General features: G+C 62.9%; 26 protein-coding genes. 14 read left to right on the top strand and 12 right to left on the bottom strand.

Annotated features, from left to right (window positions below; all coding sequences use genetic code 11):
* Positions 1–5: 5 nt before the first annotated feature.
* Complete coding sequence (locus tag CBW24_RS14800) at positions 6–1,211, bottom strand: saccharopine dehydrogenase family protein (protein WP_097374022.1); 1,206 nt, start codon at positions 1,209–1,211, stop codon at positions 6–8.
* Positions 1,212–1,275: 64 nt separating this feature from the next.
* Positions 1,276–3,183: a biosynthetic arginine decarboxylase gene (speA, locus tag CBW24_RS14805; protein WP_232529868.1), complete on the bottom strand. Its 1,908-nt coding sequence runs from the start codon at positions 3,181–3,183 to the stop codon at positions 1,276–1,278.
* A gap of 231 nt (positions 3,184–3,414) precedes the next feature.
* Between speA and CBW24_RS14810 the strand changes: the two genes are divergently transcribed.
* The 7 genes from CBW24_RS14810 to CBW24_RS14840 all read left to right on the top strand — a co-directional run bounded on the left by CBW24_RS14810 (position 3,415) and on the right by CBW24_RS14840 (position 8,529).
* The gene (locus CBW24_RS14810) at positions 3,415–4,029 is read left to right on the top strand and encodes a ribonuclease D (protein WP_088662792.1); all 615 of its coding nucleotides are present in this window, start codon (positions 3,415–3,417) and stop codon (positions 4,027–4,029) included.
* A gap of 7 nt (positions 4,030–4,036) precedes the next feature.
* Entirely contained in the window at positions 4,037–5,032 is a 996-nt protein-coding gene (locus CBW24_RS14815) for a KpsF/GutQ family sugar-phosphate isomerase (RefSeq protein ID WP_088662793.1), read from the top strand.
* Positions 5,033–5,035: 3 nt separating this feature from the next.
* Complete coding sequence (gene lptC / locus CBW24_RS14820; RefSeq protein WP_088662794.1) at positions 5,036–5,656, top strand: LPS export ABC transporter periplasmic protein LptC; 621 nt, start codon at positions 5,036–5,038, stop codon at positions 5,654–5,656.
* Positions 5,657–5,668: 12 nt separating this feature from the next.
* Complete coding sequence (locus CBW24_RS14825) at positions 5,669–6,205, top strand: LptA/OstA family protein (RefSeq protein WP_088662795.1); 537 nt, start codon at positions 5,669–5,671, stop codon at positions 6,203–6,205.
* A 44-nt stretch (positions 6,206–6,249) separates the two neighbouring features.
* Positions 6,250–7,038 (top strand): LPS export ABC transporter ATP-binding protein, encoded by a 789-nt coding sequence (gene lptB, locus CBW24_RS14830; RefSeq protein ID WP_088662796.1) that lies wholly within the window; start codon positions 6,250–6,252, stop codon positions 7,036–7,038.
* Between the two features lie 411 nt (positions 7,039–7,449).
* Complete coding sequence (gene hpf / locus CBW24_RS14835) at positions 7,450–8,025, top strand: ribosome hibernation-promoting factor, HPF/YfiA family (protein WP_088662797.1); 576 nt, start codon at positions 7,450–7,452, stop codon at positions 8,023–8,025.
* A 39-nt stretch (positions 8,026–8,064) separates the two neighbouring features.
* Positions 8,065–8,529, top strand: a complete 465-nt coding sequence (locus tag CBW24_RS14840; protein WP_088662798.1) for a PTS sugar transporter subunit IIA — start codon at positions 8,065–8,067, stop codon at positions 8,527–8,529.
* 251 nt (positions 8,530–8,780) lie between these two features.
* Here CBW24_RS14840 and CBW24_RS14845 read toward each other — a convergent pair whose 3' ends face one another.
* From CBW24_RS14845 to cysQ, 8 genes are all read right to left on the bottom strand, one after another.
* Positions 8,781–10,235: a nodulation protein NodH gene (locus CBW24_RS14845; protein WP_097374023.1), complete on the bottom strand. Its 1,455-nt coding sequence runs from the start codon at positions 10,233–10,235 to the stop codon at positions 8,781–8,783.
* A gap of 3 nt (positions 10,236–10,238) precedes the next feature.
* On the bottom strand, positions 10,239–11,936 hold the full coding sequence (locus CBW24_RS14850; RefSeq protein WP_097374024.1) for a DUF5927 domain-containing protein: 1,698 nt from the start codon (positions 11,934–11,936) through the stop codon (positions 10,239–10,241).
* Positions 11,933–12,943 (bottom strand): glycosyltransferase family 2 protein, encoded by a 1,011-nt coding sequence (locus CBW24_RS14855; RefSeq protein WP_088662801.1) that lies wholly within the window; start codon positions 12,941–12,943, stop codon positions 11,933–11,935. Before CBW24_RS14855 ends, CBW24_RS14850 begins: the two co-directional genes overlap by 4 nt.
* A gap of 139 nt (positions 12,944–13,082) precedes the next feature.
* Positions 13,083–14,108 carry a glycosyltransferase family 2 protein gene (locus CBW24_RS14860; RefSeq protein WP_097374025.1) on the bottom strand — a complete coding sequence of 342 codons (1,026 nt, stop codon included), beginning with the start codon at positions 14,106–14,108 and terminating at the stop codon, positions 13,083–13,085.
* Positions 14,109–14,134: 26 nt separating this feature from the next.
* Positions 14,135–15,118, bottom strand: a complete 984-nt coding sequence (gene galE, locus CBW24_RS14865; protein ID WP_097374026.1) for a UDP-glucose 4-epimerase GalE — start codon at positions 15,116–15,118, stop codon at positions 14,135–14,137.
* A 39-nt stretch (positions 15,119–15,157) separates the two neighbouring features.
* Positions 15,158–16,054 carry a UTP--glucose-1-phosphate uridylyltransferase GalU gene (gene galU / locus CBW24_RS14870; RefSeq protein WP_088662804.1) on the bottom strand — a complete coding sequence of 299 codons (897 nt, stop codon included), beginning with the start codon at positions 16,052–16,054 and terminating at the stop codon, positions 15,158–15,160.
* 185 nt (positions 16,055–16,239) lie between these two features.
* The gene (locus CBW24_RS14875; protein ID WP_097374027.1) at positions 16,240–17,040 is read right to left on the bottom strand and encodes a 3-deoxy-manno-octulosonate cytidylyltransferase; all 801 of its coding nucleotides are present in this window, start codon (positions 17,038–17,040) and stop codon (positions 16,240–16,242) included.
* A 1-nt stretch (position 17,041) separates the two neighbouring features.
* On the bottom strand, positions 17,042–17,839 hold the full coding sequence (gene cysQ, locus CBW24_RS14880; protein WP_097374028.1) for a 3'(2'),5'-bisphosphate nucleotidase CysQ: 798 nt from the start codon (positions 17,837–17,839) through the stop codon (positions 17,042–17,044).
* A gap of 178 nt (positions 17,840–18,017) precedes the next feature.
* Here cysQ and CBW24_RS14885 point away from each other — a divergent pair, with 178 nt between their 5' ends.
* Both CBW24_RS14885 and CBW24_RS14890 read left to right on the top strand, forming a co-directional pair.
* Positions 18,018–18,839 carry an ABC transporter permease gene (locus tag CBW24_RS14885; RefSeq protein ID WP_097374029.1) on the top strand — a complete coding sequence of 274 codons (822 nt, stop codon included), beginning with the start codon at positions 18,018–18,020 and terminating at the stop codon, positions 18,837–18,839.
* Entirely contained in the window at positions 18,836–19,474 is a 639-nt protein-coding gene (locus CBW24_RS14890) for an SH3 domain-containing protein (RefSeq protein ID WP_097374030.1), read from the top strand. The genes CBW24_RS14885 and CBW24_RS14890 overlap by 4 nt, the downstream gene beginning before the upstream one ends.
* 6 nt (positions 19,475–19,480) lie before the next feature.
* Here the strand turns inward: CBW24_RS14890 and CBW24_RS14895 are convergent, their stop codons facing one another.
* Positions 19,481–20,134, bottom strand: coding sequence for an alpha-ketoglutarate-dependent dioxygenase AlkB family protein (locus CBW24_RS14895; protein WP_088662809.1), 654 nt, complete (start codon positions 20,132–20,134; stop codon positions 19,481–19,483).
* A gap of 175 nt (positions 20,135–20,309) precedes the next feature.
* Between CBW24_RS14895 and dnaK the strand changes: the two genes are divergently transcribed.
* The 4 genes from dnaK (at position 20,310) to radC (ending at position 25,012) form a co-directional block, all read left to right on the top strand.
* Positions 20,310–22,232, top strand: coding sequence for a molecular chaperone DnaK (gene dnaK / locus CBW24_RS14900; RefSeq protein ID WP_088662810.1), 1,923 nt, complete (start codon positions 20,310–20,312; stop codon positions 22,230–22,232).
* A 76-nt stretch (positions 22,233–22,308) separates the two neighbouring features.
* Complete coding sequence (gene dnaJ / locus CBW24_RS14905) at positions 22,309–23,466, top strand: molecular chaperone DnaJ (RefSeq protein ID WP_097374031.1); 1,158 nt, start codon at positions 22,309–22,311, stop codon at positions 23,464–23,466.
* Positions 23,467–23,541: 75 nt separating this feature from the next.
* On the top strand, positions 23,542–24,165 hold the full coding sequence (locus CBW24_RS14910; RefSeq protein ID WP_097374032.1) for a DedA family protein: 624 nt from the start codon (positions 23,542–23,544) through the stop codon (positions 24,163–24,165).
* 118 nt (positions 24,166–24,283) lie between these two features.
* Positions 24,284–25,012, top strand: a complete 729-nt coding sequence (gene radC / locus CBW24_RS14915) for a RadC family protein (protein ID WP_232529870.1) — start codon at positions 24,284–24,286, stop codon at positions 25,010–25,012.
* 20 nt (positions 25,013–25,032) lie between these two features.
* Here radC and CBW24_RS14920 read toward each other — a convergent pair whose 3' ends face one another.
* Entirely contained in the window at positions 25,033–26,025 is a 993-nt protein-coding gene (locus CBW24_RS14920) for an asparaginase (protein ID WP_097374034.1), read from the bottom strand.
* A 163-nt stretch (positions 26,026–26,188) separates the two neighbouring features.
* Between CBW24_RS14920 and CBW24_RS14925 the strand changes: the two genes are divergently transcribed.
* On the top strand, positions 26,189–26,719 hold the full coding sequence (locus tag CBW24_RS14925) for an invasion associated locus B family protein (protein ID WP_088662815.1): 531 nt from the start codon (positions 26,189–26,191) through the stop codon (positions 26,717–26,719).
* Positions 26,720–26,772 lie beyond the last annotated feature (53 nt).

Raw genomic sequence — 26,772 nt, forward strand, 5'->3', positions numbered from 1 at the left:
CGGGCTCAGAAATCCACCGGACCGTCAAGCTCGACGATCTTCCACGGCAGCCCTTGGGTGTTGAGCATCTCCATATAGGGATCGGGATCAAGCTGTTCGGTGTTCCACACGCCCGGCTCATTCCAGTGACCCTGCAACATCATCGCGGCACCGATCATCGCGGGCACGCCTGTGGTGTAGGCCACGGCCTGACTGCCGACCTCGCGGTAGCATTCCTCGTGATCGCAGATGTTGTAGATGTAGTAGGTCTTCTCCACGCCATCCTTCGGCCCGGTGATGATGTCACCGATGCAGGTTTTGCCCTTGGTCAACTCGCCCAGCTCACCCGGATCGGGCAGCACGGTTTTCAGGAATTGCAGCGGGATGATCTCTTTGCCGTCATGCATGACCGGCTCGATCGAAGTCATGCCGACATTCTGCAGCACCGTGACGTGGTTGATGTAGGCATCGCCAAAGGTCATCCAGAAGCGGGCACGCTCGATTTCGGGGAAATGGGTCGACAGGCTTTCCAGTTCCTCATGATACATCAGATACATGTTCTTCTCGCCCACACCGGGGAAGTCGAACGGCACCTTGGTGCTCATCGCGGGGCTTTCGACCCATTTGCCATCCTCCCAGTGACGCGCGGGGGCGGTCACTTCGCGGATGTTGATCTCAGGGTTGAAGTTGGTCGCAAATGCCTTGCCGTTATCGCCACCGTTGCAATCGAGAACGTCGATTTGGCGGATGCCGTCCAGCTTATGCTTGCGGATATAGGTCGCCATGACCGAGGTCACGCCGGGATCGAAGCCGGAGCCCAGCACCGCCGCCAGCCCTGCTTCGCGGAACTTGTCCTGATAGGCCCACTGGTGGGAATATTCGAACTTCGCCTCTTCGGGCGGCTCGTAGTTGGCGGTGTCCAGATAGGGCACACCGGCCTCCAGACAGGCATCCATCAGCACCAGATCCTGATAGGGCAGCGCGAGGTTCACCAGCAATTCCGCGCCGGTCTGCTTTAGCAGCGCCACGGTCGCGGACACGTCCATCGCATCCAGCGCATAGGTCGCAACATCGACCCCGGTGCGGGATTTCACCGACGCGGCGATGTCGTCGCATTTGGATTTGGTGCGGCTGGCCAGCGAAATCTCGGTAAAGATATCGGGGTTCATCGCCATCTTGTGCACGGCGACCGAGCCGACGCCACCCGCGCCTACCACCAGAACCTTGCCCATTTGTAGCTCCTTGATTGATCGTGTTGTCAGGATCTCTTGTCCGGCCCGTGCGCGGCCCGGGAGATCATTCGAAATAGGTGTAGCCTGCAAGGCTGTCTTTATAGGCGTCCATCAGGATCCGGCGCTGCGCGGCGTTGACCTGCCCCGCTTTCACCGCCCGCTCCACTGTCCGCCGGAACGCGACCAGACAATCCTGCGGGTCGTATTCGACATAGGACAGAACCTGCGCGATGGTATCGCCTTCGGTCTCGTGTTCGATCTCGAAGCCGCCGTTGCGGTTCAGACTGATGGTCACGACATTGGCGTCGCCGAACAGATTGTGCAGGTCGCCCAGTGTTTCCTGATAGGCCCCGACAAAAAAGACGCCGATATAGTATTCGTCCTCTTCGGTCAGGTCATGCACGGGCAGCGAATTGGCAATGCCGTCGCGCAGCACGAAATGACTGATCTTGCCGTCGCTGTCGCAGGTGATGTCGGTGAAGACGACGCGCCGGTTGGGCACTTCGTTCAGCCGCTGAAGCGGAATGACCGGGTGCACCTGATCGATGGCCCAGACATCGGGCAGCGATTGAAACAGCGAGAAGTTGCCGTGGTAGTAGTCCACCACGCCTTCCAGCGCCTCGTCGACTTCGTCCGAATGGTCGCCGGTGCGGGCCTGCGTGTTGATGAGCGACCGGATATAGAGAAAGCCCTGCTCCGCCCGTGCCATCTGCCGGATGTCGACCTGCCCACGGCGGAACAGCGCGCGCATCTCATCGCGGTAATAAAGCGCGTCATTGAGGCTTTCTTGCAGGCGCGCGGGGCCGACATACCCTTCGACCGCCAGCAGATCCTTGACGAAATGATGATCGCCCGCGACCGTTTCGGGCCGCACGGGCGTGTCGTAAAGCGTGGCGTCCAGCACGTTGAAAATCAGCATCGACGACAGCGCGACCACGAAACGACCGCTTTCGGTTACCAGCGTCGGATGTTCCAACCCGGCCTCGTCCATCGCGTAACGGACGGATTCGAGGATGTTGGTGCAATATTCCTCGACCGTGTAATTCATCGAATTATCGGTGGAGCGTTTCTCGCCGGTGTAATCCACGCCCAGACCGCCGCCGAGGTCGAGATATTTCAACGGCACGCCCAGCGCCTTCAACTCGGTGTAGAACCGGGCGCTTTCCGCGACGGTGCGGCGGATGTCGATGATGTTGGGCACTTGGCTGCCCAGATGGCTGTGCTGAAGAACCAGACAGTCGAGAAAGCCGGTTTCCTCCAGCCGATCGACCAGCCGCACCACCTGCTCCGTGCCCAGCCCAAAGGTCGAGCGGTCGCCGGAGGACGCTTCCCATTTGCCGGTGACTGTCTGGGTCAGCTTGATCCGCACACCCAATAGCGGGCGCGCATCAAGCTCCCGCGCGACACGGTGCACGATCTCGAATTCCTTAAGGCTTTCCAGAACGATGACCGTGTTGAAGCCCAGCTTGCGCGACAGGATCGCAAGCCGGATGAATTCGTCATCCTTCACGCCGTTGCAGATGATCAGGCTTTCCTTCGCCATCTCCTGCGCCAACGCCACGATCAATTCGGGTTTCGAGCCAGCCTCCAGCCCGTAGTGATAGGGGCGGCCCACTTCGACTAGACGGCTGACCACTTCGGCCTGCTGGTTCACCTTGATCGGGAACACGCCGCGGTAAACGCCCTGATAGCCGGTCTCGCGGATCGCGTCCGCAAATGCCTTGTTGAGCCGGTGAATGCCCATATCGAGGAAGCTTTGCACCCGCAGCTGGATCGGCGACGTGATGCCGCGTTCGTTCAGATCCTTGATGATCGCAGGCAGCGACACCGGCGGAATCGACGGGTCCAGCGGATCGCGCAGGGCAACGTCGCCAGTATCGGTCACGGTGACCAGGTCATGTCCCCAAGCCTCGATCCCATACAGATCGGAAGGCTTCTCGGGTTGCTGCTGTGCGTCCATTTCAGTGTCCACGTCTGCGTCGATCCCTGTCGGTTCCAATCGCGACCGGCATGGCCGCGTTCGTGTCTGGATGTAGGATAATCCAGAAAGATGACAGGAAAAAATGCGCCCCCTTTTCCCTGTCCGGCATGGAGCCGCCGCCCTGCCCCGCCCGCGCAGCCGCCTTTATTCCGCCCGGCCTTTCGGCTAGATCCGCCGGAACGACGCGCCGCCCGCGCGCTGCACTGTGAAAGGAGCCGGATCATGGCCGTGCATCTCTATCAAGGCGATCTTCCCGACGGGCTGACGCTTGGCCCGGTGGTGGCGATCGATTGCGAAACGATGGGCCTACAGCCGCATCGCGACCGGCTGTGTCTGGTCCAGATGTCGGCGGGCGATGGCGATGCGCATCTGGTGCAGATCGCCAAAGGACAGACGGAGGCGCCGAATCTCTGCGCCATGCTGACGGACCCGCAGGTGTTGAAGCTGTTTCACTTCGGGCGGTTCGACATTGCGGTGATGCTGCACACCTTCGGCGCGCGGGCCGCACCCGTCTATTGCACCAAGATCGCTTCGAAAATGGTGCGCACCTATACCGACCGTCATGGGCTAAAGAACCTGACGCAGGAACTGATCGGCGTCGATATTTCCAAACAGCAACAGTCCAGCGACTGGGGCGCGGAGACGCTGACCCGCGCGCAGATGGATTACGCGGCCTCGGACGTGCTCTACCTGCACCGTCTGCGCGAGGCGCTTGACGCCCGGCTTGCGCGGGAGGGGCGCACCGAACTGGCGCAGGCCTGCTTTGATTTCTTGCCGACGCGCGCGCAGCTTGACCTCGAAGGCTGGCCTGACTCTGACATTTTCGCCCATAGCTGAGGCCACCATGACCGACAGTTCCCTGCCTCGCCCCGATCCTGCACGCCTGCTGGATACCGCCCGCCGGGTTATCACCGATGAGGCCGCCGCGCTGTCCACTCTGGCTGAAACGCTCGGCCCCGGATTCGTGGATGCGGTGGGGCTGATCCTCGACGCGCCGGGGCGGATTATCGTGTCTGGTATGGGAAAATCGGGGCATATCGCGCGCAAACTGGCCGCGACGCTCGCGTCTACCGGCACGCCTGCCCATTTCGTCCACCCCGCCGAGGCAAGCCACGGCGATCTTGGCATGATCTCGGCGGGGGATGTGGCTTTGCTGTTGTCCAATTCTGGCGAGACCCCGGAACTGGCTGATATGATCACCTATACCCGGCGGTTTGGCATCCCGCTGATCGCAGTCGCCAGCCGCGAGGGCAGCACCCTGATGCAGCAGGCCGATGTGCGCCTGTTGCTGCCCAGCCTGCCGGAGGCCTGCACCACCGGAAAAGTGCCCACCACTTCCACCACCATGACGCTTGCCTTGGGGGATGCGCTGGCCGTGGCGCTGATGGAACATCGCAGTTTCACCCCGGAGCGGTTTCGCGAATTCCACCCCGGTGGCAAGCTGGGCGCGCAGCTGGCACGGGTCCGCGACCTGATGCACGGCGCCGACCGTCTGCCACTGGTCGCGCCGGGCACGCCGATGGGCGAGGCGCTGATCACGATGTCGCAAAAATCCTTTGGTGTGCTTGGGGTGGCGGGACCGGACGCTATCTTACAGGGTGTCATCACCGATGGCGATTTGCGCCGGCATATGGCGGGGCTTCTGGATTTGACGGTGGAGGAGGTCATGACCCACGCGCCCAAAACGATCGCGCCCGATGCGCTGGCCGCCACCGCGCTGGCCCGCATGAACGCCGCGCAGATCACCACGCTGTTCGTCACCGCACCGGCTGCGGACGGGCCCGGCCCGGCTGTGGGTATCCTGCACATTCACGACTGCCTTCGGGCCGGGGTGGTCTAGCGCATGCGTCGGCGCGACAATCCATATTCGCGCTTTGTCGCCTGGGCCAAGATCGTGCTCCCCCTGGCGGCGCTGGCATTGTTGTCGACCGTGTTTCTGCTTGCCCGGAATATAGACCCCACACAGGCCATTCCCTTTGCCGAGATCGACGTGGAGGAGCTGGCCCGCGAACAGCGCATCAGCGCGCCTAACTACGCCGGTGTCACCGAGGATGGCGCGGCCATCAGCGTCACCGCCAGCACCGCGCGCCCCGATCCCGACAGCCCCGAACGGGTCGATGCAACGGATCTTGAGGCCGAACTCATCACCGCCACCGGAGCGCGCTACCAACTGTCCTCGCAACGAGGTGAAATCGACAGCGGTGCCGACATGGCCTACCTTCAGGGCGGGGTCGTGGTGACCACCTCCTCTGGCTACCGCATCACGTCCGATGCCATGTCCACGTCTCTCAGCCGAACGCTGCTGGAAAGCGAAGGTCCGGTGCAGGCCGATGGTCCGGCAGGGCGGCTTGATGCCGGGTCGATGTCGCTCGCCCCCCTGCCCGATGCCGAAGGCGACGACAGCGCCAACCACCTGCTTGTTTTCAACAAGGGCGTGAAACTGGTATACACGCCGTCAGATTGAGGAATTTGTCCGATGAGTTTCAGACCCGCCCTGCTTGCCATCACGCTCGCGGCCTTGGCCGTGCCGCTTTTGCCCTCCGCTGCCGCATATGCGCAGGGACAGGTGGAATTCGGCGGGATGGAGCATGACACCTCCGACCCGGTCGAGGTCGTTTCCGACACCCTCGAAGTCAACGAAGAGGCCGGCACCGCCGTGTTTTCCGGTGACGTTCTGGTGGTTCAGGGCGAGATGCGCCTCTCCGCCGCGACGGTCCGCGTCGAATACACCCAGCAGCCCGACGCCGCCGAAGGCGAAGAACAGGAAGGCAATGAGATCGAGCGCCTTCACGCCTCGGGCGGGGTTGTGCTGACCTCTGGCGAAGACAGCGCCGAAGCGCAGGAGGCCGTCTACACACTGGCCACCGGCGAAGTCGTTATGACCGGCGATGTGCTGATGACCCAAGGGGGCAATCTGCTTTCGGGTCAGACGCTGCGGCTCAACATGGAAACCGGCAACGGCATCATGGAAGGCCGGGTGCGCACGACGTTCAGTCCGGGGAACGGCAATTGAGCCAGGCCGCCGATCCAGACGCCCGCACGCCCGCTACACCCGGCATGTCCGAGGCCACCCCCCGGCCCAGCCTTGTCCCTGACAGTGCGGCACCGCTGACCGACGACGACGCCGGCCTGCGGATTTCGCAGCTGCGCAAAAGCTACAAGAAACGGCTGGTGATCCGGGACGTATCGATGGATCTTGGCCGGGGCGAGGTCGTCGCGCTGCTAGGGCCCAACGGCTCCGGCAAGACCACATGTTTCTACGCCATCGCCGGGCTGGTCACCCCTGATAGCGGCCGCGTGGCCATCGACGGGCGCGAGGTGACGACACTGCCGATGTATCGCCGCGCCAAGCTTGGCATCGGCTACCTCCCGCAGGAGGTGTCGATCTTCCGCGGGCTTTCGGTCGAAGACAATATCCTCGCGATTCTGGAGATCAGCGAATCCGACCGCCTGCGCCGCCGCGAGCGTCTGGAAGAGTTGCTATCGGAATTCGCCATCGAACATCTGCGGCGCGCGCAGGCGTTGTCCCTTTCGGGGGGCGAACGCCGCCGGGTGGAGATCGCGCGCTGCCTTGCCGCCGATCCGAAATACCTGCTGCTGGACGAACCCTTTGCCGGGGTCGATCCGATTTCTGTCGGGGATATCCGCGCGCTGGTCGCGGATCTGAAGCGGCGCGGGATCGGTGTGCTGATTACCGATCACAATGTGCGCGAAACACTGGAAATCGTGGACCGGGCCTACATCCTTCATGATGGGAAGGTGCTGATGAGCGGCACCGCCGAGGAGGTCGTTCAGGATGAGAATGTGCGCCGCGTCTACCTTGGTCAGAGCTTCCGGATCGGTTGAGCGGAACGCCGCGCCACGTCACACGTTGAGGATGCAGGTTGTCGCCGCCGACGCGCGCCGCGCCCTGATGATGCCGCGCCGCGGCGTGACCGGCCATTGACAGACCCACCTCCGGAGGCGCCAAATGAACCCGATGCATGACCGTGACGCTCCCCCGGCCCCGCGCTTTGCGCTGTCCGGCCCCGTTCGCCGGGACAGCCGGATGACCGGCCCCGCGGCCCGCCGCACTTTTGGGCAGGGGCCCGTGTCCACGCCCGCCTCGGCATCCAGCCTCGCCCACCGCCGCACACCCGCGCCGTGGCCCGCAGGTGCCGCGATCCGCCTTTCACAAAGTTCCCCCCTGACCGGCCTCCCCCCGCGTCGTCTTTGACGACACGCGGGCCCGGTCTCCCGATAACCCAAGGAGGTGCTATGCGTTACCAAATCAGCGGTCGACAGATCGACATCGGAGACGCGCTTCAGACGCATGTGAAGGATTGTCTTGGTGTGGCGGTCGACAAATATGCCGAACGCCCCACCGACGCGACGGTGATCTTTTCCAAGATCGCGCATGAATTTTCCTGCGAAGCGACCGTGCACCTGTCCACCGGCCTCACTGCGCAGGCCAGCGCCCGCGCGACCGAAATCTACGCCGCCTTCGACCAATGCTGCGAAAAAATGGAGAAGCAGCTGCGCCGCTACAAGCGCCGCCTGAAAGACCATCACAAGGAGCGTTCGCAGCCGGTTGAACTTTTCGGGGCGTCCTCGTATATCCTCGCCGCTCACGATCAGGGCGACGAAACCGAGCCGGACAGCCTCCAGCCGATCATCGTCGCCGAGATGGAGACGCGTATTCCGGCCCTGTCGGTCGGCGAAGCGGTTATGCAGATGGAACTGGCCGGCGCGCCGGTTCTGGTGTTCCGCAAGGAAGGGCAGAACGGGGTCAATGTCGTATACCGTCGCGAAGACGGCAATATCGGCTGGATCGATCCCGCGAACGAAGCTTGATAGCGCCGTCCGAGCGGGCGGGAGGGACTGACAGACGCCATGGACCTTTCGACGATTCTCAAACCTGAAGCGGTCAAGGTTGTCAGCACCGCCAGCAGCAAGAAGCGCCTCTTCCAGCAATTGGGAGAGGCCGCCGAATCCTGCTACGGGCTGAAATGCACCCATGCCATCGAAGCGCTTCAGGAGCGCGAAACACTGGGCCCGACCGGTGTCGGCCACGGCATCGCCCTGCCCCATGCCCGCATTGACGGGCTGGACAAGGTGGTGGGCGTGTTCTTCCGGTTGGAACAATCGCTCGACTTCGACAGCGTCGATCGCCAGCCCGTCGATCTGGTCTTCAGTCTGTTTGCGCCCAGCGACAGCGGCGTTGAACATCTGAAGGCGCTAGCACTGGTGTCCCGCACCATGCGCGACAGTGCCATCTGCTCCAAGCTGCGCGCCAACCACGCGCCGCAGACGCTTTACGCGATCCTCACAGCCGGTGGCGCTAGTCAGGCGGCCTGAGCAAAGCCTGACCGCGCGGCCCGCCTTGCGGTCAGGAATCTTCGGCACGCGTGTTCGTCGCGCAGACCCAGCAACCTTTCGTTAACCTTCATCAACCATGCTGGTTTTGCGGCATCGGCTAAAAGCCAAATGGCCGCATAAATCAAAGCCCTGCTCCGGTCGCGCCGCGCGGCCGGGGCAGGCATCGTTCTTGGCTTCGGAATGTTCTGACCGTTTACAGGCCCGCTGCGCCGGACCTGCGACCGGACACATTATTTGTCGCGACGCGCCCAGACCCTGAACCCGAATTGCATGTAGTCGCGGGCGTAGACCTCGCGGCAGAGCTTCTCGAGCTCACCGTCATAGATGGCATCCAGCGCAATCGGCCCGGTCTCGAACGGCTCTGGCGCGGGCGGCATGGTTGTTCCGCCAACCTGCTGCACCAATTGTGCCAAGCCGGTCTGAAGCGTGTCTTCGCGCAGCAGCATGTCGGGTTGGGCAAAGGTGCTCATACCCTCCAGCACCGCCGCCTGTGTCGCCCAAGCAGGATCGATTCGGACGGCGGTCTGGCCCGCAAGATTTGCCTTCAGAAACCCGAGAAACCCCTCGAACGCCGCACGATGGCGGGCGGCAGTCCAGTCATCGCCCGGCGCACCGTCCGGCAACGGCAGATCATGCACCCGCCGCAGGGTTTCGCGGATCTCCAGATAGGCGCCGGGCCCGGTGGTCAGGACGTGGCGGCAAAACACCTCATGGGCGCGCGCCATCGGATGGCGCAGCACGGCGAAACTGCGATGCCCCTTGTTCTGCCGCTTCCACTGACGCAGGGATTTCTGGGTGAAGTCGCGCAGCACGTCGTCGGGCGTGGCGTCATCATAGGCGGCAAGCCAGTCGCTGATCGGCGCCACCGGCCCGCCCTTGATCGGCAAAAACAGCAGCGGCGCACGGGGTGCGGCGACGTAGCTCGGCACCACAGGCCCGCGCCGAGGCTCGGCATTGGGCGTGCGAAACAGGCCAAAGCCGTCCATTTCCGCCAATGCGGCGATCATCTCTTCGTAATTCTCAACCTTGTCTTCCAGCGGTGCCGGGTTCTGTCGCTTCAGCCGGTTGGACGCCCGTTCCAGCGGCGCCACATCGGCCCCGAGGAATTGCCCCAGCCCGTTCAGCACCTCGACATCGTTGATGTCGTCGTAATGAATATGAAAGGCGGTCTGCCCCGTGATTTGCAACCCGCGCTGAAGCCGCAACTGAAACGCTTGAATGCGCGCAAGGAAGCGCTCGAACTCGGCCGGATCGAACCTGATCCGCGCCTCCTTACGGTGGGTGACATTTGTTAGACGCCATTGGTTCGTCTCCCGCGCGATCCGCAGTGAGACATAGCTGTCGACGGGGTTACGCGTCAGCACCACCTTGGCGCAGCGCGGATCAGGCACGCAGCGGTCGAACACCCGCGCATCGTGATCGTGGAAGTAGCGAAACCCCGGCACTCCTGTCGTCTCGGCCCGCATCGCGGTGAGCAGCGCATCGGGATTGGCGTCACGGTCGCGCAGACTGACGCCGAATTTTTCATCACGGTTATGCTGACCCACGAAATGCGGGTTGAACAGTTCCCCATGACAGGCGAGTCCCGGCATCTGGTTGAGGTTGTCCTCAAGATAATTCGAGCCGGTGCGCATTTCTGCGAACAGAACGAACATATCGAAACGGGCGCGGGCAGCATCAGCCATGGGTCATTTCACCAGATAAGGGCGCGCGGTGCCCGAAGGCTGCGGCGCAGGGTCTAGCCCGACGGTAAAGTCGCCGGCAAGGTGGAGGTTCATGCCCTGATTCTTGAGCATCTGCACAAACCGGCCAAAATCACGCAGGTCGGCCATGCGCGGCGCTTCGGTCAGCCGCCGCCGGGTGCCGGGGCTGATCTCTTCGGTGATGGCCTGTAGATGATCCATCGGGTTTTCGATGAAATCGGCCAGCGTCCAGACGCGCAGCCGGGCGTTGGTGTATTGCGACCGCAGAATGGCGATGTGCTCCAGCTCGATCGCCTGTAGCCGCGCGGCCTCTTTGCGGATCACGGGGGTGTTCAGCCCCAACTGAAACAGCCGGATGGCCCACGCACCGGTGATGACCGAAATCTGGGCGTTCTGATCCGTCGCCATGAACCAGCTGATCTGCTGATCGTCGGCGGGACCGAACTGAAAGCACTGCCGCTCGCCACGCGCATTCCAGATGAGCGAGGTCAGGAACCGCTGTGGATTGTAGTCGCGCAGCGCCGCGCTATCGCTAAGCGCGCCGTTATAGACGGCCTCCCCCCCGGCGAATTCCACCCGTTCCTGACTGAACAGATGGCCATGCACGCGCCCGCCCACGGTCTTGGCCAGCCAGCCGTCGAAATCGACGAACAGGTCGGAAAAACCCTCGAACACTGAATAGGGCTCGCAGGTCTTGCCGTTCTCCCAGCCCTCGCGGGGATTGCGGCTTTGCATATATAGCCCCGAACGCCCGCGCACCCGGCGTTCCGTCGCCCGAGAAAACAGGCGGTCGATCTTGCCCGGGTTCGGCTCCGCGTTTTTGGTGATGCGGGGATCGTTGGACAGAAAACTGGCGTAAAGCTTGTTGGCATGGGGCCACGCCTTGCGCGCGACAAAGCAATCGGACCGGCGCAGCAATTGCAGGTGATCGTCGTAGAAGATGTGCGGTTTGCCCTGATAGTCGAATTTCGACAGGGTCAGCGCGCGGCTTTCCACCTCGGCCGAATGCAGCCGCACTAACGTCTGGAAATAACTTTCATCAGGGATCCAGACCCGCCTGAAATAGCGGTCATAAACGGCGCGGTCCGGGTCATCGACAATGCGCGACAGGGTGCCCCGACTAAGGCACCACCATTGCGAGCCCAGATGCGGCTCTAGCCCGGCGGGAATGGTGCGCTGCCTCTTCAGCCGTCGCTGCAGATCGACATAGCGGTCGAACAGGCGGCGGTTCTTCTTCCATGAAAACGGAAACCGCAGGGTGAAGCGTTCGCGATCAAACCCGCCCTTGGTCCAGACGACATCCTCGATCGTGACGGATTCGATGAAGTCGGTGCGCGGACGCGCGGCAAGATAGGCGTTGAGATCCTGCACCGGGCGCAGCGGCAGGCAGGAGCCTGAGGCAAGATAGACATGCCCGACCTGCGGGTGATCGCGCAGCATGATCTCGGATGCGGCCAGCGTCGCCGCGACAATCCCCCATGTCCCCCACTCGCAGCGATAACGCGGGGAGAAGCTGACATTATCGAGATCGGCCAGCATGGCGCGAAATTCGTCAAAAGCGGTGTCGTCGACCTTACGATCCGTATGGATCACCACCGGACAGCCCGAACTGGCCCAATGCCGCGCGGTCTGCGCGGCCCGCGCCAGCGCGGTATGCACCAGCATGACAAACCCGACCGTCATGCCCAGTTTCCCTTGGACATGAGGCCGATGATTTCCAGTTGCCGCCAGTTGATGTATCGCTCGGACCACTTGGTCCAAAAGTCAGGATCCTGTTGCAGCCCACCGGCATAGGCCTTGTATTCCGCGCTATCAGCGTAGTGCTGGCCGCGGGTCAATTCCTCGGACGATTTATGGCTGAACGTGTCGAGGAATTTCGCGTGCAACAGCACGCCCGAGGGCTTCTCGCCGCCCCATTCGTCATAGGTCAGGTTCAGCCCGCGCGGCAGCAGCATATGGGTGGACGAGACATAGGCATAGCCGCGATCCCATTTCACCAAAGGGATCTTGTTCAGGGCCGGGGCGCGTTCGGGCGTGTCGGCAAAGAACATCCGCGCCCGTGGCCCGCCCTGAATCCACAGGTTCAGCATCTCGGGGTTGCGCTTGATCGAATAGTTGCCGCTGTCGAACCAGCTGGCGATCTCGAACGGGTCTTGCCCCTCGCGGTAGGGCTGCGCGGACAGCGACCCCTTGGGATACATGTCGAGCAACATCGCCCCGAAACTGCGCACCCCGCTGGCATCCAGCCAATCGGTCAGCGCCCGGATCGGGCGGGTGTCGCAGAACGGATAGACAAAAAATTCGTCCACATCGACGACGAGCGTCCAGTGCCCGTGGCCATAGCGCCATTGCAGCCAGTTCAGCCAATCGACCCCGAAATGCGCGGCCTTGTAGCTGGCGGGTGTGGTCCAGAGCGATACGTCAGGCTGATCGCGTAGCCACGCGGCGGAGCCATCGTCGCTGTCATTATCGACCATCAGGAAATGATTGACGCCCTGCTTGCGATAGTAGTCGAAGAAATAGGGCAGTCGCACTCGTTCGTTGCGCAGAGTGGTAAACACCAACGTATCGCCCGGACGCAGGCCACGGGTGCGATTGACCACGCTGCGCAGTTCGCGCCTTTTCCGAAAAGCGCGGAGCTTCCACGCCCTGCGGCGCAGCCTGAGCCGATATGAATGTAGGGCGCTCACCCCGTCGCATGCTCCCGACCGCGGCCGATAGCTCGGCAGGCGGCTTACCAATCAATGCCTTGCGGCCAAGTATAGGCAGAGTGCCGCTGAACATGAAACACCGGCGCGAAAAGGCTTTGCGCGCTGTGGATGCCCTGCATCAAGCGCCGTCCCAGCCGCCCCGCGACATCAGTCCAAGCGTTTCCAGCTGCTGCCAGCCGGTGAACCGCACGGAGCCGTCATGAGCCAGCACCGGCGCCTCCGCCACCGCGTCGTAGTAGTCATCGAATACGGCGGGATCATGAAAATGCTGCGCCCGAACCTGCTCGCTGCGAGCACGGTCGGTGATGTCAGGCAGGAACTTCGTATGCAGCAGCACCCCCGACAACGCAGCAGCCCCCGGCCCGTCATAGGCCGCGTTCAGATGCGGCGGCAGCAGCGAATGGGTCGAATTCTGCCAGACGTTCCGCCATGACCATTTGACCAGCGGCAGCTTGTTCAATGTCGGGGCCCGCCCCGGATCATCGGCAAAGAATGCCCGTGCCCGCGCACCGCCCTGCACCCACAGATTGCCGTTTCGCGGTTGCCACTGCGCCCGATACGGCCCGGCATCGAAAAGCGGCAGCACAGCGGTCGGATCGCCGCCCTCATAGCCTTGCGCGCCCAGTGGCCCGTCGGGGTAGAGGTCCAGCATCAACGCCCCCAGCGCTGGCTGCGCCCGCGCCTCTAGTGCGGCGGTCAGCGCTGGCAGTGGCCGGGTCTCGTAATGCGGATAGATCAACAACTCATCCGCATCCACATGCAGGCACCAGTGCCCGTGCCCATAGCGGGCCATCAGCCATGTGATCCAGTCCACGCCGAAGCGGGACGCCTTATAGCTGGCCTGCGTGGTCCACAGCGAGACATCCGGTTGCGCGGCCAGCCATGCGGCGCTGCCGTCGTCGCTGCCATTATCCACGACAATGAAATGCGCGACACCCAAAGCGCGGTAGTGTCGGAAGAACCACGGCAGACGCAGCGCCTCGTTGCGCAGGGTGGTGAAGGCAAGGATGCCGCCGGGCGGGATTGCCGCCGTCCGGTCCTGCACGGACTGCAGTTCGCCCCGCTTGCGCCACGCGCGATAAATCAGCCGCCGCCGCTTTGCCCGCAGGCGCGCGGCATTCCAGAGGGTCTGTCGCGGCGCCATGCCGGGCTAGGCCCCGCCCGGCCCGGTCATGCGCCGTATCCGCCATCCTGATGCCAGCGCCACGCGTCGCCGATCATGTCGGCCATCGTGGAGCGCACAGGGCGCCAGCCCAGTTCGGCAACCGCTCGGCTGGAGCCGGAGACAAGCGCCACCGCATCGCCCGGACGGCGGGCGCCCTCCTCCATCGGGACCGGACGATTGGTGACAGAGCGGCTGGCCTCCACCACCTCCCGCACCGAAAAGCCGGTGCCGGTGCCGAGGTTGAACACCCGGCTTCCCTTGCCCTGCCGCAGCCAATCGACCCCCAGAACATGGGCGTCGACCAGATCCATGACGTGGACATAATCGCGAATGCAGGTGCCGTCGGGGGTGGGGTAATCGGTGCCGTAAATCGTCAATGCCGGACGCTTACCGTCAATCGCATCGAGCATCAGCGGGATCAGGTGCGTCTCTGGCTGGTGATACTCGCCCACCTCGCCATCGGGATCTGCACCGGCCACGTTGAAATACCGGAAAATGACATGTCGAAGCCCGTGGCTGACGCCAAAGTTGCGCAGCATGTCTTCGATCGCATGCTTGCTGGCCGCATAGGCGTTCAACGGCATCTGGGCGCTATCTTCGTCCAGCACCACGCCATCTTGGTCGCCATAGACCGCGCAGGTGGAGGAAAACACGAAATCAAGGCACCCGGCCGCAACGGCCGCCTCGATCAAGGTCAGCGAGCCCAGCACGTTGTTGCGCCAATACAGGCCGGGATCCTGCATCGATTCGCCAACCTGACTGAACGCTGCGAAATGCATGACCGCATCGGGGCGGTGGCGGGCGAAAATGGCGTCCAGCGCGGCGCGGTCAGACAGATCGGCCTGCTCAAAGGGGCCAAATTTCACCGCCTCGCGCCAGCCCGTCGACAGATTATCGACGGTGACGGGGACATGCCCTGCCGCTGCCAATGCCTTGCAGGCGTGCGAGCCGATGTAGCCCGCACCGCCGGTGACCAAAATCGTGGCCATATGGGGAAAACTCCCGGTTACCCGAACACAAACCGCAGGTTACTGGGCCGCGGCGTCGAGTGAAACCATCTCCCGCAGGTATTCCGAGAATTCGTCGCGCAGATCATCGCGGCTGAGCCCGAATGCGACGGTCGCTTGCAGGAACCCTGCCTTGGAGCCGCAATCGAACCGCTGACCGCGAAAGCGATAGCCATAAACATCGCGGCCCGACCGGATTTCATTAGCAATTGCATCGGTCAACTGGATTTCACCGCCCGCGCCGGTTTCCTGTTTATCGAGGGTTTGCAGCACTTTCGGCGTCAGGATGTAGCGCCCGATCACGGCCAAGTTCGAGGGCGCGTCTTCGGGCTTGGGTTTCTCGACCATGCCTTTGACCGACACCATCTGTCCCATGTCTTCTTTCACGTCGAGCAGACCATAGGCCGAGGCTTTCTCGGGCGGGACTTCCATCGCGGCGACCATGCAGCCGCCGGTTTCCTCGTGTTGCTCTACCATCTGCTGGAGGCAGGATTTCTCGCCCTGAATGACATCATCGGGGAGAATCACCGCAAAACTTTCGTCTTCGTTAATCAGCCGTCGGGCGCACCAGACGGCATGACCCAGACCCAGCGCTTTATGCTGGCGGATATAGGCAATCTGGCCCGACCCCATATTGGTCATTTCAAGCGTTTCAAGCGAATCCGTTTTATTCTTCGCTTTCAGCGACATTTCCAATTCAGGCGCCGCGTCGAAATAATCCTCAAGCGCGGATTTCCCGCGCGACGTGACAAAGATGAATTCCGTAATGCCGGCAGCGCGGGCTTCGTCGATGGCGTATTGGATCAGCGGGCGGTCGACCAGCGTCAGCACTTCCTTGGGGATCGCCTTGGTTGCGGGCAGGAAACGGGTGCCCAGACCAGCCACAGGGAAAATCGCTTTGGTTACGCGTCGTGCCATATCTTCTCGGACCTCGAATAATCTTTGGGAGGGTGTCTAACGGAGCCAAACGCCACTCGCCTGAACAGGGTTCCCATCATGCTACGCCCCTTTGCGGGGGACCTGAACACGATTCCCGAACTTTTGCCGGGAGTTTAAGCGCCAACGCCTAAAAGCGCGGCACTCCGCCGACGCCACATTGACGATCAGGCGATGTTCATCCGCGCCATCATATTTTGCAAACGCGGAATGTCTTCGGGGTTGTTCAGCTCCCAGAATTCCCGACCACGGGCCTCGACCTCGACGCACAAAACCGGACGTCCGCGCTCAAGGAACCGCAACTGTTCCAGTGCCTCCAGCCGCTCCAGCGGGCCCATGTCCCAGCCCGGATAGGCCGCCAGCGCATCGGGGCGGTAGGCATAGACACCGACATGATGGAACACGGGCGTCGGCTCATGCGCGTCATAGGTGTTTGTGGTGAAGGGGATCACCTCCTTCGAGAAGTAGAGCCCATGACCATTCGCCGCGAACACGACGGTCGTCGCGCCCACGCGGCCTGCACGGCGGTCGGCCCACAGATCATTGAGCATCGCGCCGGTCGACCGCAGCACCGGGGTCGCGATTTCCGCGCTGGGATCGGCGCGCAGTCCGGCCACCAGATCCTCGATGAACCATGCGGGCGTCAGCGGTGCGTCCCCTTGCAGGTTGACCACGATTTCATAGCCGCCGCCCAGCGCGGCATGCGCCTCGGCGCAGCGCTCGGTGCCGTTGACGCACTCGGACGAGGTCATCACCACCTCGGCGCCGAATCCTTCGGCCGCGGTGCGAATACGGTCATCGTCCGTCGCGACCACCACGCGGTCGACACCCGAAACCGCCATCGCGGCGTCCCAGCTGCGATGGATCAGCGACTTCTCCGAGCCATCAGCCCCGCGCAGGGTCGCCAGCGGCTTCCCCGGATAGCGGGTAGAAGCATAGCGGGCGGGAATGACGATCAGCACGGACATCTCAGGCTCCTTTCAGATCAACGCCCGGCGCATGGGCGATGAAGAACGGATTGGCATAGCCTTCCTTGCCGTAGGTGAAAGGCGCGTGATCCTCGAACCGAACCATCCGCCCGCCAGCACCGCGCAAAACCGCGTCGCCTGCAGCAGTGTCCCATTCCATCGTCCGGCCCAGCCGGGGGTAAAGATCGGCCTCCCCCGTCGCGACGAGGCAGAACTTCAACGAAGACCCTGCCGATTTCATGTCCTTTACGGTGTATTGGCCGATATAGGCATCGGTCGCCGCATCGCGATGGGATTTGGACGCCACGACCATCAGGCCGGACGCGCCCGGCTCAGCCACGCGGATCTGCACGGTGGAGCCTGCGGCCTGGGCATCGAAGGGACCGGTTTCTTCGACCGCCGTGCCATCGGCCAGTGTGTAGAACAGCCGTTCCTTGGCCGGGGCATAGACGACGCCACGGGTCGGCACACCGTTTTCGACATAGGCGATGTTGACGGTGAAATCCCCGCGCCGCTGCACGAATTCCTTGGTCCCGTCTAGCGGGTCGACGATCAGGAAACTGTCGGCACGGGCGCTATGGGTCGCGGCCTGCTCTTCGGTCACGATCAACACTTCGGGAAAGGCCTCTGCCAACCCCGCTGAAATAAGCGCGTCCGCGGCCTCGTCAGCAGCGGTGACGGGGCTGTCGTCGGATTTAGACCGGACCTCGAAATCAGGGGAATCGTAGATTTCCATGATCTTTTCACCGGCTTCGATGGCAAGGCGGCGGATGATCGGGATCAGTCGCTGATACTCCACGGGCGGGTCTCCTGAGCAGGGATGCGCGGGGCTGATTTCATTGAAAAGCCCTGTTTTGACCCTTATGCTGGCACGAAGGGAGAACAGCAAGGTCAAGCTGTGCCCCGTCGCGGCGCCCTTCGGCTGCGCCGCACGTCCGCACCAGCCTGACACCAGCGTTCAACCAGCGAGGCCCGGCATGTTCCAGACCCCAACCCCGCGAACCGGCATGGGCTCCGGCATCCGGCTGGCGACGCTGATCTACCATTCCACCGTGCGCCAGATCCGCAAAAGCCACGGCAACGCCGTGATCGGCCTGCTGCTCAACATGATGCAGACGATCATTCTGGTGATCGCGTTCTACTTCATGTTTGCGGTGCTCGGCCTGCGCAGCAATGCGATCCGGGGGGACTTCCTGCTTTATATCATGACGGGGATTTTCCTGTTCATGACCCATACCAAAACAATGGGCGCGGTCGTCGGCTCCGAGGGGCCAGCCTCCGCGATGATGAAGCATGCGCCGATGAACACCATCATCTCGATCAGCGCAGCGGCACTTGGGGCGCTTTATATTCAGGTGCTGTCGATGGTCGTGGTGCTGTTCATCTATCATGTCGCGTGGGAACCCATCAGCATCTATGATCCGATCGGGTGCCTTGCGATGGTGCTGCTCAGTTGGTTTTCCGGGCTGGCGGTCGGCATGGTGTTTCTGGCCATCAAGCCGTGGGCGCCGGGCTTCACCGCCATTGCCAGCTCCATCTACAGCCGCGCCAACATGATCGCGTCGGGCAAGATGTTCGTGGCCAATACAATGCCGGGCTACATCCTTGCCTTCTTCACTTGGAACCCGCTGTTTCACACCATCGATCAAAGCCGCGGCTTCGCTTTCATCAATTATAATCCGCATTTCTCCAGCCCGTGGTATCCGCTTTACCTGTCGATCGGGTTAATGATGATCGGGTTAATGGGGGAATTCTTTACCCGCAAACGCGCCTCGATCAGTTGGGAGGCCAAGCGATGACATCCCCCTCCGCGCTGCTGATGATTGTGGCGCTGCTCTGGGCCGGGCCTGTCGTGGCGCAGGACGCCGCCCGCTATCCGGGCCTGCATGCGGTGACGGGCGTCGCGGCGAACGATATCCTGAACATCCGCAACGCGCCCAATGCCCGCGCGGACATCATCGGCTGGTTTCCCCCCGACGATACCGGGGTGGAAGTGATCGCACTGTCGGCCAACGGGCGCTGGGGCAAGGTCAGTCGCGGCCCCCGGCCCGGCTGGGCATCGATGGCATATCTAACCCCCGTGCCGGGCGGGCAGGACCCGCGCCGTTGGCCGGTCTTTTGCACTGGGACCGAACCGTTCTGGTCGCTGCATTTCGATGCCACCGCAGGCACCGCCCGTTGGTCGGCACCGGACGAGAGCAGCCTCACCTACGCGATGAGGCTCGCCGCGCCGCAGGGATTCGATGATCCGCCGCGCATGGCCGCCACCCTTCGCACGGAGGGGGACGCAATCACGCTGATGACCCGCGCCGAACAGTGCAGCGACGGCATGTCCGATCGCGGTTTTGGCCTGTCGGTTGATCTGCTGCGCAACGGCACAGGTGGCACGCGCCATCTGCGCGGCTGTTGCAGCATGGACCAAGGTGACAACTAAGGCACGTCAGGGATCGACGACCCGCAGGGTCAGGTTGATGCGCCCGCCTTTTGGCATCAGCGAGGACGAGCCAAACCGGATGCGATCCACCCCGTGATAGGTCAGCCGCGCGGCACCGCCCATCACGACCACGTCGCCCGACTTCAACCACAGCGATTCCGTCCGCCCGCCCCGCGTCGGATTGCCCATGCGAAACAGCCCTTCGTCGCCCAAGGACACCGACACGACCGGATAGCCGAAATCGGCCTCGTCCTTATCCTGATGCAGACCCATGCGCGCGCCCTCGCCATACCAGTTCACCAGACAACAATCCGGCAGACGGGCCAGCCCGGTGCAATCGCGCCAGATCTTGAGCACCCGGTCGGGAATGGGCGGCCATGCCATGCCCTCGGGATGGCGCGGCTCATAGCGATAGCCCCGCCGGTCCGTCACCCAACCATAGCGCCCCGCCGATGTCATGCGCACCGACATCGGCTGCCCGCGCGGCGTGACCGGCCGCACCAGCGGCGCAGCGGCGATCACACCGCGCAGATCGTCCAACAGGCTTTCCTGCGCCGGGCGGTCCAGCCAGCCCTGCCGGATCTCGAAATCCCGAATGGTCAGAATGTTTCCGTCGCCCGGGTTGCTGCTCGCTGCTGCGTCACGTTCATTTTCCGTCATTTTCCCGCCAATTTCCGCCGTTGCGTCCGCTTGCAGGCACAGGGTGCCCTCCTTATATACGCTCCGACGCCGGAAAGGGGGCCATGTTCCCGAACCGGCACGACATGGGATCGGGGGACAGGGGCCTCATGGGGCCTGACCCTCAAAACATCGCCGAAGAAAGAGGTAGAGTAATATGGCCAAAGTCATCGGGATCGACCTCGGGACCACCAACAGCTGCGTCGCCATCATGGATGGTAGCCAGCCGCGGGTCATCGAGAACTCCGAAGGGGCGCGCACGACGCCGTCCATCGTCGCATTCACCGACAGCGAACGCCTTGTGGGCCAGCCCGCCAAGCGGCAGGCCGTGACCAACCCCGACAACACGATCTTTGCCGTGAAGCGGCTGATCGGGCGCCGGTTTGACGACAGCGACATCGCCAAGGACAAAAAGAACCTGCCCTTCGCGGTTGTCGATGGCGGCAACGGCGACGCGTGGGTCGAAGCCAAGGGCGAAAAATACAGCCCCTCGCAAATTTCCGCCTTCATCCTGCAAAAGATGAAGGAAACCGCCGAATCCTATCTGGGCGAAGAAGTCACGCAGGCGGTCATCACCGTTCCGGCCTACTTCAACGACGCCCAGCGTCAGGCCACGAAAGACGCCGGCAAGATCGCCGGGCTTGAGGTGCTGCGCATCATCAACGAGCCGACCGCGGCCGCGCTGGCCTATGGCCTCGACAAGAAAGAAACCCGCACCATCGCCGTTTACGACCTCGGCGGCGGCACCTTTGACGTGACCATCCTCGAAATTGACGATGGCCTGTTCGAAGTGAAATCCACCAACGGGGACACGTTCCTTGGCGGTGAAGATTTCGACATGCGGATCGTCAACTATCTGGCCGACGAATTCAAAAAAGAGAACGGCGTCGACCTGACCAAGGACAAGATGGCCCTTCAGCGTCTGAAGGAAGCCGCCGAGAAGGCCAAGATCGAGCTGTCCTCCAGCCAGCAGACCGAGATCAACCAGCCGTTCATCTCGATGGACCCGAATGGCGGTCAGCCGCTGCACATGGTGATGAAGCTGACCCGCTCCAAACTGGAACAGCTGGTGGGCGACCTCATCAAAGCCTCGATGAAGCCGTGCCAGGCCGCGCTGAAAGACGCAGGTCTGACCACGTCCGATATCGACGAGGTGGTTCTGGTCGGCGGTATGACCCGTATGCCGAAGGTCACCGAAGAAGTGACGAAATTCTTCGGCAAAGAGCCGCATAAGGGTGTGAACCCTGATGAAGTCGTGGCCATGGGTGCCGCCATTCAGGCCGGCGTGCTGCAGGGCGACGTGAAAGACGTGGTGCTGCTTGACGTGACGCCGCTGAGCCTTGGCATCGAAACGCTGGGCGGCGTGTTCACCCGTCTGATCGACCGCAACACGACGATCCCGACCAAGAAAAGCCAGGTCTTCTCGACCGCCGAGGACAACCAGAATGCGGTGACCATCCGCGTGTTCCAAGGCGAGCGCGAAATGGCTGCGGACAACAAGATGCTCGGCCAGTTCAATCTGGAAGACATCCCCCCCGCGCCGCGCGGCCTGCCGCAGATCGAAGTGACCTTCGACATCGACGCCAACGGCATCGTGTCGGTGTCCGCCAAGGACAAAGGCACCGGTCGCGAGCAGAACATCACGATCCAGGCGTCGGGCGGTCTGTCCGACGAGGAGATCAACAACATGGTCAAGGAAGCCGAGGCAAACGCCGAGGCCGACAAGGATCGCCGCGAACTGGTTGAGGCCAAGAACCAAGGCGAAAGCCTTGTCCATTCGACCCGCAAGTCGCTCGACGAGCATTCCGACAAGGTGGACCCGTCGACTGTCGAAGCGATCGAACTGGCGATGAAACCGCTGGAAGAAGCGCTGCAGGGCGATGATCTGGGCAAAATCCGCTCGGGCATCCAGAACCTGACCGAAGCCGCCATGAAACTCGGTGAGGCCATCTACAAGGCTGAGCAGGAGAAGCCGGGCGGTGAGGATGCGTCGGACGACGAGGACGGCCCGCGCGATGTCGATGACGACATCGTGGATGCCGATTTCGAAGACCTCGGCGACGACAAGCGCGCCTCTTGAGGCACCACGGCAACGACTGCTGCGGCCGGTCCGGGAAACCGGGCCGGTCCGCGCGTTTCGGGCATAAGGACTCCTGATGGCAAAACGTGATTTCTACGAGGTGCTCGGGGTCGCGCGCGGCGCGGATGCGGACGAACTCAAGAAGGCCTATCGCAAGAAGGCCAAGGAACTTCACCCCGACCGCAACGCCGACAACCCCAACGCCGAGGCTCAGTTCAAAGAAGTGAACGAGGCCTATGACGCATTGAAAGACCCCGAACGCAAAGCGGCCTATGACCGCTTTGGGCATGCGGCCTTCGAAGGCGGCATGGGGGGAGGCGGCCGGCCCGGTGGCGGTGGCGGCTTCAACCAGCAGGGCGATTTTGCATCGGCCTTTTCGGACGTGTTCGACGATCTGTTCGGCGATTTCATGGGCGGCCAGCGTGGCGGCGGCGGGAGGCCTCGTGCGGCTCGCGGCTCGGATCTGCGCTACAACCTGCGGATTTCGCTGGAAGACGCCTATAACGGCCTGCAAAAAACGATCAATGTGCCGACCTCGGTCGGCTGTGACGAATGTTCTGGCACGGGCGCCGAAGGCGGTGCCGAGCCCACCACCTGTCCGACCTGTTCGGGCATGGGTAAGGTGCGCGCGCAGCAAGGCTTCTTCACGGTCGAACGGACCTGCCCCACCTGTGGCGGGCTTGGCCAGATCATCAAAAACCCCTGCCGTAAATGCGGCGGTGCGGGCCGTGTGGAGAAAGAGCGCGCTTTGTCGGTCAACATCCCCGCAGGGGTTGAGACAGGCACGCGGATCCGGCTGGCTGGCGAAGGCGAAGCAGGCCTGCGCGGCGGTCCTTCGGGGGATCTCTACATCTTCCTTGAGGTGGCCGATCACAAGCTGTTCCAGCGCGATGGCATGAACCTCTATTGCCGTGTGCCAGTTTCGATGGCTGCAGCGGCGTTGGGTGGCGACATCGAAGTGCCCAGCATCGACGGGGGCCGTGCCCGTGTGAAAGTGCCCGCGGGCTCGCAATCCGGTCGTCAGATGCGTCTGCGCGGCAAGGGCATGCCGGCCCTGCGCGGCGGACAGCATGGCGATATGATGATCGAACTTGCGGTCGAGACCCCGGTCAATCTGACAGGTCGTCAGAAAGACCTGCTGCGGGAGTTCGAAAAGCTGGGCGAGGATAACAACCCGCAAAGCTCGTCGTTCTTCTCCAGCGTCAAAAGCTTCTGGGACGGGATGAAGGGCTGACACCGCCCCCGCCGTCCCGGAACCATCCGGCATGAATCTAGTTGATCCCCGAGACACGTCTCGGGGATTTTCTTTATGTTCGACTGGATTACCGGCGCAATTGACAGCATGGGCCTGTTCGGCGTTGCGCTCTTCATGTTTCTTGAAAACGTGTTCCCGCCGATCCCTTCGGAACTGATCATGCCGCTTGCTGGCTTCAACGCTGCGCGGGGGGACATGAACCTCATCACCGTCATCATCGCAGGCTCCATTGGGTCGCTCGCGGGGGCGCAGCTTTGGTATGAGATCGGTCGCCGGATCGGGCGCCAGCGCATTCGCGCGCTTGCGGACCGGCACGGGCGCTGGCTGACCGTCAGCCCGGACGAATTCGATCAGGCTGACCATTGGTTCGAACGGCATGGCGGCATGGCTGTGCTGATCGGGCGTCTGATCCCAACGGTGCGCACATTTATCTCCGTCCCTGCCGGCATCGCCCGCATGGGCCGGGTGCATTTCCTGCTGCTGTCGGGCATCGGCACCGTCGCGTGGACCAGCCTGCTGGCCGTGCTGGGCTATGTGCTCGAAGGCGGCTATGACGCGGTGTCCGCTTGGCTGGACCCGGTTTCGACCGCTGTGGTTGTCGCGCTGATTGGGGCCTATCTCTACCGCGTGGCCACCTATGGCCGCCGCCAGCGCCGTAAACACCCCTTGGACGCCTGAGCTATTTACCGGATATTTACCAATCCTGCGCGATGGTGAGGCTATGCCTCCGCCCCGCCATTTCTCCGAAGGGCCCCTGCCCCTGTTCGCAAGGCCTTCGCCGGTGGAGCCGGTGGACATGCCCGCGACGGATTCGGGCGCACGCGTCATCCCCAAACGCCCTGCGCCGCCACCGCCAAACTATATCCGCGGGCATCGTCAACGGCTGCGCGAGCGGTTCGATCAGGGCGGCGCACGCGCCATGCCCGATTACGAATTGCTGGAGCTGATCTTGTTCCGCGCCCTGCCCCGGCGCGATGTGAAGCCGCTCGCGCGGAAGCTTCTCGACACGTTTGGGGATTTCAACCGCGTGCTGTCGGCCTCTGCCTCCCGGCTGCAGCAGGTGCCGGGACTGGGCGCGGCAACCGTGACCGACCTAAAGCTGGTAGAAGCCGCCGCGCATCGCATGGCCCGGTCCCGTGTCATTGACCGACCTGTCATGTCGGGCTGGACTGCGCTGCTGGATTACTGCCACACCACAATGGCCCATCGCGAAACCGAACAGTTTCGCGTGCTCTATCTGGATCGCAAGAACGTGCTGATCGCGGATGAGGCGCAGGCTGAGGGCACCGTCGACCACGTGCCCGTCTACCCGCGCGAAGTGGTCAAGCGGGCGCTGGAACTGAATGCCAGCGCGCTGATCCTTGTGCACAATCATCCCTCGGGCGATCCGACCCCGTCAGAGGCCGACATTACCATGACCCGCCGCATCTCGGAGGCCGCAGTGGCGCTTGGCCTGACGCTGCATGATCATCTCATTGTCGGTAAGGAGAGGGAACTTAGCTTCCGTGCGCACGGCCTCCTCTGACAGAGGCGGCGGGCTGGCGGTCAGGCGGTCAAGGCATCCGTCGGCTTCAAGATACCGGTATCCATCCCGCGCCGGTTCAGTTGTGGCACGTTCATCCGGCGCAGCGTGGCAGGATGCGCCGGATCAAGAACCCCCAACCGCACGAGGATCGCAGCAATCGCGCATTCCGATGCGCGGGTGCTGCCGTCTTCGATCTTTAGCGCGATGCCCAGTTTCTGTTCCGGCAGGATCGCGACGAACACCGCCTCGGCGCCGGTCTTGATTGCCACGGTGCCGCCCATGGCGCGCATCAGTTCGGTGCAGGCCCGACCTTCGCCCGCGACCAGTTCGGGATGCTGCATCATGGCGCTGCGCAGCGCGATCTGTGCGTCGCCCCGCGCGCTGCCCTCCTGCGCCCCAGCAAAGCCCGCCATCGCCCGCGCAAGCCCTGCAACGGTGCAGGCAAAGTTCGGCGCCGAACAGCCATCAATGCCATAGCCCGGACTGGTCTCGCCCGTGACCTCCTCAAACGCTGCGCGCACAGCTTTCTGCACCGGATGGGCGGGTTCGATATATTCGCTGCCTGCCCCCAGATGCCGGGTCAGCGTCAGAAAGCCCGCATGTTTGCCAGAGCAGTTGTTATGCATCTGCCCGGCATGGCCATGGGCACAGGTGATCTGATCGCGGGCGGCGGGATCACGCGGCATCTGCGGACCGCAGCGCAGCGCGTGTTCGTCAAGATCGAGCACATTGAGCCAGCGCCGCACCCGGTCGGTATGGATCGCCGCGCCTTGGTGGGAGGCACAGGCCAGCGCAAGCTGCTCGGCCCCCAGCCCCGCGCCGCGCGCCGCCCCGCTTTCCAGCAGCGGCAGCGCTTGGATCATCTTGACGGAGGAGCGCGGGAAGATCAGTTGCTGCGGATCGCCCCAGCTTTCAACGATTTCACCATCGGGACGGCAGATCACCGCATGGCCGCGATGGACACTTTCCAGAAACGGCCCGCGCCACAATTCAACAAGATCCACCGCGCTCATGCCCGCTTCTCCCAGCAGAATTCCGCCAACGGGGCTTTCGGCGCGCCCCACTTTTGCGTTATTCTCGGCTTAGCGAGTTGAAATTCGATCCGCCACCCGAAAAGGTCGGGCAGCGACCTCCATGGCGGAGAACGAGGCAGAGACAGCTGGAGGCTGTAGAATTATGACTACCCGGATCAAGACCGGACTGATCGCCGGTGCCGTCGCCCTTATGGCGGCGCTGCCGCTTGTGGCGCAAGAATCGACCAACCGTGTCGCGGCCAAAACCGATTGGAGCGTTTTCATCGAAAGCGACCCGACCGAATGCTGGAGCGTGTCAGCCCCGAAGGAAACCGTAAACACCCGTGACGGCCGTGTCGTTGCGGTGCGGCGCGGTGACATCCTTCTGTTCGTGGCCTACCGGCCCGGCTCGGATGTGGAAGGGGAGCTGTCCTTTACCGGCGGCTATCCGTTCGCGCCCGGCTCGACCGTGACGATGCAGATCGGCGGCAACAGCTATGAGCTGTTCACCGAAGGCGAATGGGCTTGGCCTGCATCCGCGTCGGACGATGCCAAGATCATCACCGAGATGAAGCGCGGTGCAGAAGCCACGCTGAGCGCCCGCTCCGAGCGGGGCACCAACACCAAGGACTCGTTCTCCCTGCTCGGCTTCACCGCCGCGCTGGAGGAGGCCGAAAGCCGCTGCACGGGCTAATACCCCCTGACGGCGAGAGACCAAGAAGCGGGCCAATGGCCCGCTTTTTTGTT

It is taken from the genome of Pacificitalea manganoxidans (genome assembly GCF_002504165.1).
Taxonomy (GTDB): domain Bacteria; phylum Pseudomonadota; class Alphaproteobacteria; order Rhodobacterales; family Rhodobacteraceae; genus Pacificitalea; species Pacificitalea manganoxidans.

Bases quoted from the DNA above. Each gene is read 5' to 3' on its own strand.
- CBW24_RS14800 (WP_097374022.1), bottom strand. From the start codon at position 1,211: ATGGGCAAGGTTCTGGTGGTAGGCGCGGGTGGCGTCGGCTCGGTCGCC.
- CBW24_RS14810 (WP_088662792.1), top strand. From the start codon at position 3,415: ATGGCCGTGCATCTCTATCAAGGCGATCTTCCCGACGGGCTGACGCTT.
- CBW24_RS14815 (WP_088662793.1), top strand. From the start codon at position 4,037: ATGACCGACAGTTCCCTGCCTCGCCCCGATCCTGCACGCCTGCTGGAT.
- lptC (WP_088662794.1), top strand. From the start codon at position 5,036: ATGCGTCGGCGCGACAATCCATATTCGCGCTTTGTCGCCTGGGCCAAG.
- CBW24_RS14825 (WP_088662795.1), top strand. From the start codon at position 5,669: ATGAGTTTCAGACCCGCCCTGCTTGCCATCACGCTCGCGGCCTTGGCC.
- lptB (WP_088662796.1), top strand. From the start codon at position 6,250: ATGTCCGAGGCCACCCCCCGGCCCAGCCTTGTCCCTGACAGTGCGGCA.
- hpf (WP_088662797.1), top strand. From the start codon at position 7,450: ATGCGTTACCAAATCAGCGGTCGACAGATCGACATCGGAGACGCGCTT.
- CBW24_RS14840 (WP_088662798.1), top strand. From the start codon at position 8,065: ATGGACCTTTCGACGATTCTCAAACCTGAAGCGGTCAAGGTTGTCAGC.
- CBW24_RS14845 (WP_097374023.1), bottom strand. From the start codon at position 10,235: ATGGCTGATGCTGCCCGCGCCCGTTTCGATATGTTCGTTCTGTTCGCA.
- CBW24_RS14850 (WP_097374024.1), bottom strand. From the start codon at position 11,936: ATGACGGTCGGGTTTGTCATGCTGGTGCATACCGCGCTGGCGCGGGCC.
- CBW24_RS14860 (WP_097374025.1), bottom strand. From the start codon at position 14,108: ATGGCGCCGCGACAGACCCTCTGGAATGCCGCGCGCCTGCGGGCAAAG.
- galE (WP_097374026.1), bottom strand. From the start codon at position 15,118: ATGGCCACGATTTTGGTCACCGGCGGTGCGGGCTACATCGGCTCGCAC.
- galU (WP_088662804.1), bottom strand. From the start codon at position 16,054: ATGGCACGACGCGTAACCAAAGCGATTTTCCCTGTGGCTGGTCTGGGC.
- CBW24_RS14875 (WP_097374027.1), bottom strand. From the start codon at position 17,040: ATGTCCGTGCTGATCGTCATTCCCGCCCGCTATGCTTCTACCCGCTAT.
- CBW24_RS14885 (WP_097374029.1), top strand. From the start codon at position 18,018: ATGTTCCAGACCCCAACCCCGCGAACCGGCATGGGCTCCGGCATCCGG.
- CBW24_RS14890 (WP_097374030.1), top strand. From the start codon at position 18,836: ATGACATCCCCCTCCGCGCTGCTGATGATTGTGGCGCTGCTCTGGGCC.
- CBW24_RS14895 (WP_088662809.1), bottom strand. From the start codon at position 20,134: ATGACGGAAAATGAACGTGACGCAGCAGCGAGCAGCAACCCGGGCGAC.
- dnaK (WP_088662810.1), top strand. From the start codon at position 20,310: ATGGCCAAAGTCATCGGGATCGACCTCGGGACCACCAACAGCTGCGTC.
- dnaJ (WP_097374031.1), top strand. From the start codon at position 22,309: ATGGCAAAACGTGATTTCTACGAGGTGCTCGGGGTCGCGCGCGGCGCG.
- CBW24_RS14910 (WP_097374032.1), top strand. From the start codon at position 23,542: ATGTTCGACTGGATTACCGGCGCAATTGACAGCATGGGCCTGTTCGGC.
- radC (WP_232529870.1), top strand. From the start codon at position 24,284: ATGCCCGCGACGGATTCGGGCGCACGCGTCATCCCCAAACGCCCTGCG.
- CBW24_RS14920 (WP_097374034.1), bottom strand. From the start codon at position 26,025: ATGAGCGCGGTGGATCTTGTTGAATTGTGGCGCGGGCCGTTTCTGGAA.
- CBW24_RS14925 (WP_088662815.1), top strand. From the start codon at position 26,189: ATGACTACCCGGATCAAGACCGGACTGATCGCCGGTGCCGTCGCCCTT.